The organism is Actinobaculum sp. oral taxon 183 str. F0552 (assembly GCF_000466165.1).
GTDB lineage: Bacteria > Actinomycetota > Actinomycetes > Actinomycetales > Actinomycetaceae > Peptidiphaga.
Genome location: NZ_KE951440.1, coordinates 1 through 13,204 on the forward strand (window position 1 = coordinate 1; position 13,204 = coordinate 13,204).

The window sequence follows — 13,204 nt, forward strand, 5'->3', positions numbered from 1 at the left end:
GGCTCGGTCTCGGCGCGCCGAGACCGGCTCCGCGTACGCGGCGGCCGGCGTGGACACCGAGGCGGGCGACGCGGCCGTCGAGCTCATGAGAGCGGCCGTCGGCCGGACGCTCACCGGCAGGGTCGTCGGCGGGCTCGGCGGCTTCGCCGGGATGGTGGACGTCTCCGATCTGCGCGCGTACCGCCGACCCCTGCTCGCGACCTCGACCGACGGCGTCGGCACGAAGATCGCGATCGCACGGGCGCTCGACGTCCACGACACCATCGGCCAGGACCTCGTCGGCATGGTGGTCGACGACATCGCCGTCGTGGGCGCCCGCCCCCTCCTCATGACGGACTACATCGCCTGCGGCCGAGTGGTCCCCGAACGCATCGCCGACATCGTTCGGGGCGTCGCCCGGGCCTGCCGGGCGGTCGACGTTCCCCTTCTGGGCGGGGAGACCGCCGAGCATCCCGGCCTCATGGCCCCCGAGGAATACGACATCGCCGGGGCCGCCACCGGCGTCGTCGAAGCGGACGCCGTCTTGGGAGCCGAGCGCGTCCGCCGGGGCGACGTCGTGCTCGCCCTGGCGGCTTCGGGACTGCACTCCAATGGGTACTCGCTCGTGCGCCGCATCGTGGCCGACTCCGGGTGGCCGCTGGAACGGCACGTCCCCGAATTCGGGCGCACGCTCGGCGAGGAGCTCCTCCAGCCGACGCGCCTGTACTCGCCGCTGTGCCTGGACCTCGCCGGGCGTCTGGAAGTCCACGCCTTCTCCCACGTGACCGGCGGCGGCCTCGCGGCGAATCTCGCGAGGGTCGTGCCGCCCGGGCTGTGCGCGCGGATCGATCGCTCCCGGATCGGGGTTCCGCCCGTCGTCGCGCTGCTGCGCTCGCTCGGCGGCCTGACATGGCGGGACGTGGAGGACACCCTCAACATGGGGGTCGGCATGGTCGCCCTCCTGCCCGAGGCCGACGCCGAGGTCGCCGAGGGCGTCTGCCGGCAGGCCGGCGTCGAGGCGTGGCAGATCGGCCGTGTCGGGGCCGAAGGCGCCTCCGCGGCGAGCCCGGGTGCTCCTGCGGGCCGTCCCGTCCCCGACGCGAGAGGCGGGCAGCGCACGGTTCGCGGAACGAAGGGCGCCGACGCCGGCAGCGTGCGCATGTCCGGCCGGTACGCTTAGCGCGTCGGGGTGGCTCGCCGGCCTCTCCGGAGGGCTCGACCTTGCGGTGCGCTCGGCGCCTGGCGCGTCCGGGGCGGCACCGGCTAACCGGAACCCGCCCGGAGACGCCCCCGGAAAGCCGAAGGCAGCCCGGAAAAAGGTGTGGGAGCGGGTGAAACCCACTCCCACGGAATGCTTCAACGTGAACGCTTCGGCGGACCGTCGTCCCAATCGTCCGTCGCCGGGGGGATCTCGTAGTAATCCTCGTCTTCGTCCTCGTTCGCGCTGCTGTTGGCCGCTCGGAGCTCGCGCTCGAGCGCCTGGTAGTCAGTATCCGGCGTGAAATACTTGAGATCCCGGGCTACCTTACGCTGCTTAGCCTTTTGACGGCCGCGCCCCATGGCTCGACCCCCTTCGTCTCATCGCGGGGCGGGCTCGAGGCGCCCCATCTGGTTAATCGTCCGTTCGCGGTCCTAGTTTAGCGCCTTGGACCCCGCCGATGCCACGTGTTGACGGAAAACACCGTGGGCGTAACTGATGCGTCGACGTTCGACCGCGACGGAGCCGCCCTCCCCGTCCTCAAGACGCAGTCGTCGCTGCTTTGGGCTGTTCTGGCTTCTGCTCTCGGAGGGTCGCTAATGGCCCCTGCGAGCGGCCTTCAGCGTTATATAACCGATCACGGCCGTCGACACGCAGGCGAGGATCCCGATCGCTGTCGTGTCCCCGTTCTTGGCGTCCGCGACCAGGGCCGTGGCGCGGTCTTTGACCTCTCGGACCCTGGTCTTGACCGCCTCCTTGGCGCCTTCGGCCGTCGCCTTGGCCGCTTTCTTGGCGTCTTCGGCCAACGCCTTGGGAGCCAGGCGCTCGGCGAGTTCGCCGACGGTGGCCGAGAGGTCCTCGCGCGTGCGCTGGAGATCGGCCTCGATCTGCTCGATGCTGCGTTTTTCGCTCACTTCTTCATTCCGTTCTTGATCGCGGCGACGTCCTTGGCCAAGTTTGCGCCAAGGGAGCTGAGAGAGGCCAGATGCGCCTTCAACGCCTTCAACTTTCTGCCGCCTAGGAGCGCGAAGATCCCCGTCGGGAGCAGGAGGACGGCGCCGACGATGAGGAAGCTCGCCCACATGGGGAGGAACGCGGCGAGCACGTGGACGAAGGTCATGAGGATCATGGCGAAGGCGAAGATCCCCGTCAAGGCGGCGGCCGCCACGAGGACGCCGCCGACGGTGAGTTTGGGGATCGCCGCCTTGACGTTGGCCTTCGCGTACTCGACCTCGTCGTGCACGAGCGTGGCGACTTGAGACGACACGGAATTCACGAGGGAGTCGATGCTCTGCCTCTCTCCGTCAGTCTGCTTCTCTCCGTTCTCTCCGCCGGTCGCCTCCGTCCATTCGCGACGGGGCGAGTCCCCGCCGTGCCGTGTCTTCCCGTCTCGCGTGGACGTCCGGCCCGTCTGGGCTTTGAGCCTGTCGTACTCCGCCTGGGCGCGTGCTCGCAGCTCTTCTTCCTGTGGGGTGTTCGATTTCTCCACGTTCATACTTCTCCCGGTTTAGATTGCCCGGCGATGGTCGCCCGCCATTGCAGCTTGTTCCAATTCTCGCCCAAGTCGGGGGAAAAGGCGATTCATCGGCGAGGCGAAATTCAGCGGCCGCGATCTCCACTCTTGAAATATTCAAGTGAATATCCCGATAATTGAAACATGGCCACAACTCATTTTCATGGCGACCCCGTTTCGACGGTCGGCGAGCTCCCCGCCCCCGGAACCGAGGCCCCGGCTTTCGTCCTCACCGGCGCGGACCTCTCCGATGTCACGAGCCAGTCGCTGACGGGCAAGCGCGTCGTCCTCAATGTCTTCCCGAGTATCGACACGGGCGTCTGCGCTGCGTCCGTCCGCGAGTTCAACAAGAGGGCCGCGGATCTCGACGGCATCGTCGTCGTTTGCGCATCGGCCGACCTCCCCTTCGCGGCCGGCCGCTTCTGCGCTGCGGAGGGCATCGAGAACGTCGTGACCGGTTCGAGCTTCCGCTCCAGTTTCGGCGAGGACTACGGAGTCACGCTGACCGACGGTCCGCTCGCCGGGCTGCTGGCCCGCGCCGTCGTCGTCCTCGACGCCGACGGCCGCGTGCTCCACACCCAGCTCGTCGACGACATCGCCGACGAGCCCGACTATGCGGCCGCCCTCGCGGCCCTCGACGCCTGAGCGCTGCCGTCAACCCGCTCCGCGGGCATGCGGCGGGGCGGGGGTGAGGATCCCGCCGTGCTCCCGGGCCGATCACTTCTTTCCTGACTTCAGGATCCAGAAAAGGCCCGCGAAGTACACGAGGACTTCGCATATCAGGACGAGGAGGCCGGTGTCGCCGTCGCCTATGAAAGCGCTGAACGCCCAGGCGAGCGCCAGGGGCACGAAGACGATCGTGAAGCCGCACAGAAGGGCGGCCTGTGCGCAGCAGCTGAGGCCTTCCCGGGCCCCGGGGGCGTCGCGGACGGAAGGGGCGGGCGGCCTGGTCTTCTGCGAAGCGTTCTCAAAGCCCGGGTAAGGCGCGTCTTTGTAGAAATCGAGGGGCTTGTCCCTGCGGGGATCGGTGGGGTAATCGTCCATGCGCGACTCCGGTACGAATGGTCTTTCCCCGTATACCTTAATCGATGTGAAGAAGGTATGGGTTCTGAGTGCGTCGGCGCGCACGTTCCGCCACGCCTCGACTCGCAGGCATGACGGAACGCTCCGGAGCGGAGGGGGCGGGAGCTTGACGTTCGGCTCAGTCCTCGCGCGGGCTCACTCCTCGCGCAGAGTCTTCTTCGCAGCGCCGATCACGACGACGGCGAGTACGTAGAGAGGTGTGCCCACATAGAATACGATCAAGGGATCGTTCCAGTTATCTGCGATCAACCCCCAGATGCTGTATGCGAAGGCGAGGAGCGGCCAGTAAACGGCTGTGATGAAATTGATCGTCCTCTTAGTGCGTTGGGTGTTTGATCGGTAGGTTTCTTTAGCCATTCGCATGTCCCTTTCGCTTGTGCGGCAGCGCAATCAGCGGGAGCGCTTTCTCCTGCGTGTCTCAAGTGTATCGACGACGGTGTGGATGGCGCCGAAGAGAACTCCCCCGACCGGCCAGATGATCCAGGAGATGCCCCAGCCTTCGCCGAGGAAGCTCCACAGGAAATACGCGACTATCAGAAGCGCCCAGTAGATCGAGGTGACGATGGCGGTGACGGGGCCCTCCTCTCGGTTTCCGTCGGGCTCCCAGCCTTCGTCGGGGCCAGCCGGCGGTGCGGCCTGCCTCGGCGCCCCGTCACGTGGAGCGTTGCCGGGGAAGGCATCGGAGGTGCGGGTGATCTCGGTGCTGATCCCCAGTGTCTCGGCGAGTTCGTCGAGATTGCCGAACTCCGTGATGACCTGCCCGACCGCCTCGTTGTGGGATTTCCCCTCGGAGATGAGGGAGCTGTAGGCGTCCTCCATCATTGCGCGGAGTTCCGCTTTGGCTTCGTCCAGCCGTGGGCTGGGCGGATAGGGGGAGAACATCGTCTCGAGGTAGGCGATGATGACGTCCATTACTTCTGTCCTTTCACGAAACGGTCGACGACTGCCTTGGTCGCCTGCCATTCCTCGCATTTGGCGCGGAGGTATTCGTTGCCGGCGGCGGTGATCCGATAGTAGGTGCGCGGTTTGCCCGATTCCGAGACGCCGGGGCGGGAGTCCACCAGACCTTGGGATTCCAGCCGCTTGACTGCGGAGTAGAGGGTCGTCTGCTTGATGACGTACTCGCCGCGGGAGACGCGCGCGATCGTCTTGACGAGTTCGTAGGGGTAGGAGGCCTGCCGTTCCAGGATGGAGAGGATCATGATGTCCACGTAGCCGCGGATCGCGTCGGCGCTGATCATGCTCGCTCCTCGGATGGGGTTTCCTTCACCGCTAAGATACTACGTCTGACGTAGTACGTCAAACGATGTATATGAAAGGGCGTCCGGGCCCAGCCGGACGCGAGGCGAACGGGCTCGTCCTCGGAACTCTCGCCGACCGATTCATGCGCGGGGAGCCCGGGTGTGGAACGGGGCCTGAGGCGGGAGACGGACCGTGGGACATGGAAGGGGCGCCCCGGTGGTGGTTCCGGGACGCCCCTGAGGGCTCAGACCTGACGATGCTCGGGGTGAGCGCCTGAGCTGCTATGCCGGGCTATGCCGTGGGCGCGGCCGCTTCCTCGGGTGCGGGCTGCGCCGCCTGGGAGGTGTAGGCCTCGACGAAGGCCTCGGCGAAGGCCCCGGCCTCCTGGCCGACCACGAGATGCCATACGCGCTTCGCGACCTCCGCCGCGCCGTGGATGCCGGCGTCGGCGAGTGCCGTGGCGTCCACCTTGGAGGAGTCCTTGACCTTCACCCTCAACCGCGTGGCGGCCACGCCGTCGCTCGAGGCGATGTTGCCCCGGCCGCCGAGGGCGACTATGCAGGCCTCCACCTTCACGGGATCGACGTCGGCCGGTTCGGCGGCTCCGGTCGACGTAGCCTGGGCCGCCGGAGCCGCCGGGCGTCCGCCCTTGCGCGAGGCCTTTGCGGCCGCCCTCTGGTCGGCGTCCCGATAGTCGAAGACGATGACCAGGGCCATCGCCGTGACAAAGGCCACGGCGATACCGGCGGTGTAGAGGACCGGTTGGTTGAAGGAAGGAATCGTCAAGATCGAACTGAAGACGAATGCCTTGGCCGTCACGCCGTCGCCGAGGCCCATGATGAGGCCGCCGAGGACGCAGCCGCCGAGCATCAACGGGTAGATCCTCTTGAACCGCAGATGGATGCCGTAGAGGGACGGTTCGGAGATGCCGCCCACCAGGCCCGCCACCAGCGCGCCCGTCGCCGTCTGCCGCATCTGCTTCTCACGATCGCGCCAGGCGAGGAAGAACACCCCGGCCGTCGCGCCGTAGCAGGCGAAGTTCCACGCGCCCATCGGGCCCTCGATGTAGTCGTAGCCCAGGGTGCGGATGTTCACGAGCATGATGGCGTTGATGGGCCAGTGCAGGCCGAGAGGCACCATGAACGGGTAGATGAGGGGTATGAACAGCGAGAGGATGAGCGGAGACAATCTGTTGATCGACTCCAGGGAGTGGGCGAGCCAGGATCCCATGTAGACGCCGGCGGGCCCGATGAGGTACGCCGCCAAGGGCATCATGATGAGCATGGCGAAGAAGGGGACGAAGATGAGCTGGATGTTGGACGGGATGACCTTCTTCAGGAGTTTGTACAGCGGCCCCAGCAGCGCGGCTATGAGCAGCGGCGGGAAGACCTGCGAACCGTAGTTGAATATCGTCATCGGGAGGCCGAAGATGTCGACGACGGCGTATTCCTCTCCCTTGGGTATGGGCTTTAGGGCGAGGAATCCCGGCAACATGAGGACGCCCATGATCGCGAAGCCGACCCACGGGTCGGCCCCCACCTTCTTCGAGGCGTTGTAGGCGACCATGAGGGGCAGGAAGTAGAGGACCGACTTCCACAGCAGATTGACGAACTGCCACGAGGGCGACAGCAATTTGGCCTGTTCATCGTCCGCCCAGTTCCCGATGACCTTCATCGTGGTCATGAGCGACATGAACGTGATGAACAGGGACGCTCCCAACAGCGCGCCCAGGACCGGACGGAAGGAATCGGAGAGGAACTCGAAGAAGGAGTCGACCCACGCCGCCTTCCCGCGGACGCCGCCCGCCCGGGCGGCCGCCTTGACCTCCTCGTCGGTCGGCTGCTTTCTGTTCGACATCTCCGGCAGGGCGTTGATCTCGTTGAACACCGTCTGCACGGCGCCCCCGATGATGACCTGGAAATGGTTCGCCCCTTGGGGGACCGCCCCCATGACGCCGTCGATAGCGTCGACCTTGTCCGCGTCGGCCTTGGAGCCGTCCACCAGTTCGAAGCGCAGCCTCGTCGCGCAGTGGGTCAGGTTCGAGATGTTGTCGGGGCCGCCGACGGCCTTGACGATCTCTTCAGCAGTGCTCATGTGACTTCTCCTCCTCAGATCTCGTCGACGGGGACGAGAGCGCGGACCTCTTCAGGGGTGGAGCAGGCGACCGCCTTGGAAGCGAGCTCCTGGCATGCGCTCAGCGCATAGGAACGGACCATGGCCTTCACGGCGGGAATGGCCGGGATCGAACAGCTCAGCTCGTCGACGCCCAGGCCGACGAGGATGGGCACGGCCTGCAGATCGGACGCCGCGCCCCCGCACACCCCGAGCCACTTGCCATTGGCGTGGAGGGCGTCCGCCGCCCGGCCGATGAGCGAGAGCACGGCAGGATTGCACGGGTCCATCTGGGAGGCGAGGTTGGCGTTGCCCCGGTCCATCGCCAGGGTGTAGGCCGTCAGATCGTTGGTGCCGACGCTGAAGAAGTCGCAACCGGGCTCGGCGGCGAACTGCCCGGCCATGATGCCGACCGTCGGGACCTCCATCATGATCCCGACGCTCACCTCGCCGGAGAACGCGACGGCGGAGGCCTCCTCGTCGAAGATCTCCTTGGCCCTCCGCCAGTCCGTGACGGTGGAGATCATGGGGAACATGACGTGCAGCTTCGCTCCGGCGCCCGCCGAGGCGAGGATCGCGCGGATCTGGGTGCGCAGGGTCTCCGGCTGGTCGAGGCCCACGCGCACGCCGCGCAGCCCCAGGAAGGGGTTCTCCTCGGCGGGGATGGGCAGGTAGGGCAGGGGCTTGTCGCCGCCGACGTCGAGCGTCCGGATCACCAGCGGTTGGCCGGGCCGCAGGGCCTTGGCGCACTGGGAGTACACGTCTGCCTGCTCGTCCTCGGAGGGGGCGGTGGTGCGGCCGAGGAAGACGAACTCGCTGCGCAGCAGGCCGACGCCCTCGGCTCCCTTCCCCGCCGCGTCCTTCGCGTCGTCCACTCCGCCGATGTTGGCCACGACCGCCACTCGGTGCCCGTCGGAGGTGACGGCGGGATCGTCTTTGGCGGCCTCCTCGCGGGCCTTGCGCTCGGCCTGTTTCCTCTGGCGCTCCCGGACGGCCCGGAGTTCGGCGTCGGAGAGGTTCAGGCGGAGCTCGCCCTTGGAGCTGTCGAGCACGACCCGCGTGCCGTCGGCGATGTCGAGTGCGCGCTCCTCGATCCCGACGAGGGCAGGGATGTCCATCGACCGGGCGATGATGGCCACGTGGGAGGAGACGCCGCCGTTGACGGTGGCGAAGCCTATGACCTTGGCCCGGTCGATCTGCGCGGTGTCGGAGGGGGTGAGCTCTTTGGCGACGAGGATCGTGTTCTCGTTCAGATCCGGCTTTTCGACGAGCTGGCCGGTGATCTCCCCGAGCACGCGGGTCCCGACGTCGCGGACGTCCGTGGCCCGCCCCGCGAGGACCTCGTTGTCGAGCGAGGCCAGCTGCTCGGCCAGATCCGTGTAGGCCTTCCTCCAGGCGAAGGCAGCGCTCTTGCCGCCGTCGATCTCCGCATCCGCCCGTTCGAGCAGCTCGGGATCCTGCAGGATCTCCTGATGCGCCCCGAAGATCCCCGCCTTCTCGGAATTGCCCTCTTTTTCCAAACCGTCGCGCAGTTCGCCGAGGGACCACATGGCGCGATCGACTGCATCCCGGAGAGTGCGGCGCTCGTCGGCCGCGTTCTGGCCGAGCTCGGCGATCGTGAACTCCTGCGTTCGCAGCTGGACGACGGTTCCCGCGGCCAGGCCCGGAGACGCCGAGATTCCCAGGAGCGTATTCGGATCGCCGGAGCGGGGAGGAGCGGCGGGCTTGGCCGGTTCCGGCTTCGGCGCCGCAGGGGGTTCCGGAGCAGGCGCGACGGCGACGGGCTCGGCTTCCTCGCCCAGCCCGTCCTTGATCGCCTGGATGAGGTCGGCCGCCGCGGTCCGGGCGTCGGCACCGGTCGCCGAGATGGCGACGTCCTGCCCGTGAGCCAGGCCGAGCCCCATGATCGCGACGATGCTCTTCGCGTTGGCGGACATGTCCCCGGACACGAGCTTGACGTTCGAGGAGTACTTCTTGGCCAGCGCGACGAGGGTGGCGGCCGGCCGGGCGTGCATGCCCGTCGGATTGGGCAGCGCCACCGTCTCGGAGGTGACGGTGGCGCCCTCGCCGCCGTCCTGCTCGGCCTGCCCGACGGCCTTCTTCAGGACTACCGTGGCGGCCACGTCCTCGCCCGCGTGCTTCAGACCGTGAGTGGGCGTGATGGATTCGACGAGCTCTCCATTGGTGATGACGACTTGGGTGAGAAGGCTTTTGGCGTCGCGGGCGACTTGATCGATGTCGAAGGTGATGAGCTCGTCGCCGGCCTTCACGGCGTCGCCCGGGGCGACGTGGGCGGTGAAACCCTTGCCGCCGAGCGCGACCGTCTCGAGGCCGATGTGGATGAGTATTTCCAGACCGTCCGCGGAGCGGATGGTCAGGGCGTGCCGAGCCGCTTGGAGATCGGCGATCTGGCCGTCTATCGGGGCGAGGAGCGTGTTGCTCAGCGGATCGATGGAAAAACCGTCACCCACCATCTTCTTTGCGAATACCGGATCCGGAACGTCGCCGATCGGCACCATGATGCCCGTCAGCGGGGAAATAATGTTGACCTGGGTTGCCGCTTGACTCACGGGGGCCTCCCTTCGAGGATTGTCATGCGTGCCCCTCTCCGTTGGGGGACGCTGTAGTGGAGCCTATGCCAGATTCTGCCGAGATGCGAGGGTCAATTCCGGGGAAACCGGACCGTCCGCGCCGCCGGCGCCCACGAGGGGCGCAGGCGGATCCGCGGGAATCAAGGCTTTGCCGCCTCTCATACACCAATGCGCGGCCCTTAGCCACCGTATTTTCCTCCCGGTGAGGGATCCACATATTGATACGCTGGACTCAGCCACCACGCTCTGCGCTGCCATCAGATCGCTGGGGACCGACTATGAGACACGGGAAGACCATGAGACACGAGAAGAGAAGGAAGAGTAGGCGGGCCGGCCTCGTCGCCGTGGCGCTCCTGGCGAGCTGCGTCACCGCACTGCCCGTGGCGATGAGCGGACGGCATTCGACCCGGGCATCGGCCCCTTCGTCGAGCGCGACCGTGAAGGCCGTGAAGAAAGAGGCCCCCTCCCCGGGGGCGAACCCCGACGACCCGTGGCGCCCCCTCACCCACTACACCCCCGGCAAGAACTGGATGAACGACCCGAACGGGCTCGTCTACCACGACGGCGAATACCACCTCTTCTACCAGTACAACCCCCAAGGCTCCGAGTGGGGGAACATGTCCTGGGGCCACGCCGTCTCCTCGGACCTCGTCCACTGGAAAGAACTCGACGTCGCCCTGCGAGCCACGGACCGGTACGCCGTCTTCTCCGGCTCCGCGGTCGTCGACTCGCGCAACACCACCGGTTTCGGACGCAACGGCAAGCCCGCCATGGTGGCGGTGTGGACCCGGCACGAGACCGTGGGCGGCAAGCAGAAGCAGTCGCAGTCCCTGGCCTACTCGACGGACCGCGGCCGCACGTGGTCCCTGTACAACGGCGGCGCGCCCGTCTTGGACATCGGCGCCAAAGACTTCCGCGACCCCAAGGTCTTCTGGGACGAGGCCGCGGGCCGCTGGACGATGGCCGTCGCCCTCTCCGAAGAACACAAGGTCTCCTTCTACTCCTCGCCCGACCTGAAGAACTGGACCCACCAGTCGGACTTCGGGCCCGCGGGCGACGCGTCGGCGGTCTGGGAGTGCCCCGACCTCTTCCCCATGCAGACGGACGGCGACCCCGCGAAGAAACGCTGGGTGCTCACCGTCAACGCCTCGGCCACGGCCCAGTACTTCGTCGGCGACTGGGACGGGAAGGCCTTCACGGCGCGCACCCCCGCCGCCTACGACGGCAAGGAGGGGAAAGCGCTCGCGACCTTCGACGACGGCGGCTACGGGGCGTGGACCCCCGGCGGCAAGGGAACGGCGTTCGGAAAGGCGCCCGCCACGGGGAACCTGCCGGGGCACCTCGGCGCAGGATACGTCGACAGCTTCGGCGCCGGGGACCGGGACACCGGCTCGCTGACCTCGCCCGAGTTCACCATTGACGCTAACCGCCTCAACCTCCTGGTCGCCGGAGGCAGGCACCCCTACGAGCCGTCGGCGGCCAAGAAGTCGAACGCGTCGGTGAACGTGGTCGTCGACGGGAAGGTGGTGGCCAGCGCGACGGGGACCGACAGCGGCACGATGGCCTGGCAGAGCCTGAACCTTCGCAAGTGGCGGGGGAAGAAGGCGCGCGTGGTCATCGAGGACAACAGCACGGACAACCACTGGGGCCACATCATGGTCGACCAGCTCGTCCTCTCCGACACGAAGGCCTGGAACGCCGACGAGGCCGTGCCGAAGGTCGACCACGGACGCGACTACTACGCCTCGGTGACCTGGAACGACGCGCCGAGCGGCAAGAGGTACGCCATCGGGTGGATGTCGAACTGGGCCTACGCCAAGGACGTTCCCCCCAAGCCGTGGAGGACGGCCATGAGCGCAGTGCGCGAGCTGAGCCTGCGAACCGTGGACGGACGCGAGCGCCTGGCCTTCGAACCGGTGAAGGCCCTGGACTCCCTGCGCGCGGGCCGCGAGTTCAAGAAGGGCGCCTTCAAGGTGGACGGCGGGATGACCGTGCTGGACTCCGAGGTCGGCGGGCGTTCGCTCGACGTGTCGTTCGCGCTCGACCCCGGCACCGCGAAGAAGAGCGGCGTCGTCGTCCTCTCAGGCGGCAAGCGAGGGGCCGGCGGCGCGCAGGGCGGGAAAGCCCAGGGAACTGAGATCTACTACGACGCGGTGGACCGCAAGCTGGTCGTCGACCGCTCGCATTCGGGCGAGGTGGGCTTCTCCGCGTCCTTCCCCGGCCAGCGGTCGGCGAGCCTGGAGCCCGACGGCGACGGCCTCGTGCGGCTGCGCGTCGTCGTGGACGCCTCCTCCGTCGAGGTGTTCGCGGCCGACGGGACGCTCGTGATGACGGAGACCGTCTACCCCCGAGGCATGGCCGCGGGCAGCGCCGGCAAGTCCGACAAGGTCGCCCTCTTCGCCGAGGGGGGAACCGCCCGAGTGCGGAACTTCAGCCTGTGGCACCTGGGGTCGTACCGGTAGATAGGCGCGGGCCCGGCAGGCGGTGCCCGTCCATGCGGTCTCCGGGTGGGCGTGGCCGCGGCGGTGCGCGGGCGAGGAATCGGAAGGAAGCCCGGAAGAGACGCCGCGTGCGATCCGCTGCGGGCACCGGCGCACCGCCCGGCCGCGACACGCAGAAGGTCGCGACGCGCCGGACACCGCGCATCCCTGCGGCCGTGCCTCCCCTCAGAAGGCTACGCGCGCGGCGACGGCGTTGTGATCGGATCCGCCCAGCCCGATGACCTCCGCCGAGACCACCGACGCCCCGGAGTTGACGAAGACGTGGTCGATAGGAGAGGCGAGGGCGGCCGGCAGCGAACTCGGCCAGGTGCCTTCCCACGAGCCCGCGGAGGCGAGTGCGTCCGCCCACCGCGGACTGCTCCCCAGCCCGCCGTGTCGCAGGGTGGCGTTGAAGTCGCCGGCCAGGATCGCCCTGCCCCTCTCGCGGTTCATGTACGCCCGGACCTCGTCCAGGTCCCTGCGCCAGCGGCCCATCAGCCCTGGAACGGGCGGAGCGGTGTGAACGGCGACGATCGTCGGCTTCGCCGGATCCGAAGGGCGCAGGGTGAGGCTGCCGAACGTCGTCGCGATCCCGCCGGCGGCCCGATACTCGCCGAGCCTTTTGTGGATGGCGACCGTCGTCGGATCGTACGCCGGATCCGTCGGCGACGAGAACACGGAGTAGTTCCGGGGGTCGCGGCCCGACGCCGCCAGCATGCCGGCGAGCCGGCGCGCCCCGGCCTCCCCGCCGTCGCGGTACTCGGGCAGCACGATCACATCCGGGTCGCGCCCGTCGAGCAGGTCGCGGATCTCCTCAGGGCCGGCCCGCCCGGCCGCGTTCCATGCGATCACGGATACGGCGGTCGAGGACGTGGAACTCGAGCTCTCGCCCCTCGCACTCGCGATCCCGAAGCCGGGGCTGGCGGCCAGGATGAGGCTCGGGACGGCGAACAGCGCGGAGCACGCGAGGGCGAACCCGGTCGGCCCCCGCCTCGTCGGCCGCGGC

General features: G+C 67.9%; 14 protein-coding genes. 4 read left to right on the forward strand and 10 right to left on the reverse strand.

Going from position 1 to position 13,204, the window contains the following annotated elements:
* The first annotated feature begins 49 nt into the window (after positions 1-49).
* A complete protein-coding gene (gene purM / locus HMPREF0043_RS06995) occupies positions 50-1,159 on the forward strand; it encodes a phosphoribosylformylglycinamidine cyclo-ligase (RefSeq protein WP_084432404.1) in 1,110 nt (369 codons plus the stop codon).
* Between the two features lie 176 nt (positions 1,160-1,335).
* Here the strand turns inward: purM and HMPREF0043_RS07000 are convergent, their stop codons facing one another.
* From HMPREF0043_RS07000 to HMPREF0043_RS10265, 3 genes are all read right to left on the reverse strand, one after another.
* Positions 1,336-1,539 carry a DUF3073 domain-containing protein gene (locus HMPREF0043_RS07000; protein ID WP_021602295.1) on the reverse strand — a complete coding sequence of 68 codons (204 nt, stop codon included), beginning with the start codon at positions 1,537-1,539 and terminating at the stop codon, positions 1,336-1,338.
* 234 nt (positions 1,540-1,773) lie between these two features.
* Complete coding sequence (locus HMPREF0043_RS10260; RefSeq protein ID WP_021602296.1) at positions 1,774-2,091, reverse strand: DUF3618 domain-containing protein; 318 nt, start codon at positions 2,089-2,091, stop codon at positions 1,774-1,776.
* The gene (locus HMPREF0043_RS10265) at positions 2,088-2,666 is read right to left on the reverse strand and encodes a phage holin family protein (RefSeq protein WP_198010303.1); all 579 of its coding nucleotides are present in this window, start codon (positions 2,664-2,666) and stop codon (positions 2,088-2,090) included. Before HMPREF0043_RS10265 ends, HMPREF0043_RS10260 begins: the two co-directional genes overlap by 4 nt.
* A gap of 168 nt (positions 2,667-2,834) precedes the next feature.
* On the opposite strand from HMPREF0043_RS10265, the gene tpx reads away from it, so the two are divergent.
* Positions 2,835-3,335, forward strand: coding sequence for a thiol peroxidase (tpx, locus tag HMPREF0043_RS07015; RefSeq protein ID WP_021602299.1), 501 nt, complete (start codon positions 2,835-2,837; stop codon positions 3,333-3,335).
* A 72-nt stretch (positions 3,336-3,407) separates the two neighbouring features.
* Here the strand turns inward: tpx and HMPREF0043_RS07020 are convergent, their stop codons facing one another.
* The 4 genes from HMPREF0043_RS07020 to HMPREF0043_RS07035 form a co-directional block, all read right to left on the reverse strand.
* A complete protein-coding gene (locus HMPREF0043_RS07020) occupies positions 3,408-3,734 on the reverse strand; it encodes a hypothetical protein (protein ID WP_021602300.1) in 327 nt (108 codons plus the stop codon).
* A 174-nt stretch (positions 3,735-3,908) separates the two neighbouring features.
* Positions 3,909-4,130, reverse strand: a complete 222-nt coding sequence (locus tag HMPREF0043_RS07025) for a hypothetical protein (protein WP_021602301.1) — start codon at positions 4,128-4,130, stop codon at positions 3,909-3,911.
* Positions 4,131-4,163: 33 nt separating this feature from the next.
* Positions 4,164-4,685: a permease prefix domain 1-containing protein gene (locus tag HMPREF0043_RS07030; RefSeq protein ID WP_021602302.1), complete on the reverse strand. Its 522-nt coding sequence runs from the start codon at positions 4,683-4,685 to the stop codon at positions 4,164-4,166.
* Positions 4,685-5,014 (reverse strand): PadR family transcriptional regulator, encoded by a 330-nt coding sequence (locus HMPREF0043_RS07035; protein WP_021602303.1) that lies wholly within the window; start codon positions 5,012-5,014, stop codon positions 4,685-4,687. Before HMPREF0043_RS07035 ends, HMPREF0043_RS07030 begins: the two co-directional genes overlap by 1 nt.
* 71 nt (positions 5,015-5,085) lie before the next feature.
* On the opposite strand from HMPREF0043_RS07035, the gene HMPREF0043_RS11130 reads away from it, so the two are divergent.
* Positions 5,086-5,292, forward strand: a complete 207-nt coding sequence (locus HMPREF0043_RS11130; RefSeq protein ID WP_021602304.1) for a hypothetical protein — start codon at positions 5,086-5,088, stop codon at positions 5,290-5,292.
* 14 nt (positions 5,293-5,306) lie between these two features.
* Here HMPREF0043_RS11130 and HMPREF0043_RS07040 read toward each other — a convergent pair whose 3' ends face one another.
* On the reverse strand, positions 5,307-7,109 hold the full coding sequence (locus HMPREF0043_RS07040; RefSeq protein WP_021602305.1) for a PTS transporter subunit EIIC: 1,803 nt from the start codon (positions 7,107-7,109) through the stop codon (positions 5,307-5,309).
* Between the two features lie 14 nt (positions 7,110-7,123).
* On the reverse strand, positions 7,124-9,697 hold the full coding sequence (ptsP, locus tag HMPREF0043_RS07045) for a phosphoenolpyruvate--protein phosphotransferase (RefSeq protein WP_040318088.1): 2,574 nt from the start codon (positions 9,695-9,697) through the stop codon (positions 7,124-7,126).
* Between the two features lie 317 nt (positions 9,698-10,014).
* Between ptsP and HMPREF0043_RS07050 the strand changes: the two genes are divergently transcribed.
* Positions 10,015-12,180 carry a glycoside hydrolase family 32 protein gene (locus HMPREF0043_RS07050; RefSeq protein ID WP_084432401.1) on the forward strand — a complete coding sequence of 722 codons (2,166 nt, stop codon included), beginning with the start codon at positions 10,015-10,017 and terminating at the stop codon, positions 12,178-12,180.
* A 204-nt stretch (positions 12,181-12,384) separates the two neighbouring features.
* Here HMPREF0043_RS07050 and HMPREF0043_RS10270 read toward each other — a convergent pair.
* The coding region (locus HMPREF0043_RS10270) for an endonuclease/exonuclease/phosphatase family protein (RefSeq protein ID WP_021602309.1) at positions 12,385-13,204 on the reverse strand (820 nt) is incomplete at its 5' end.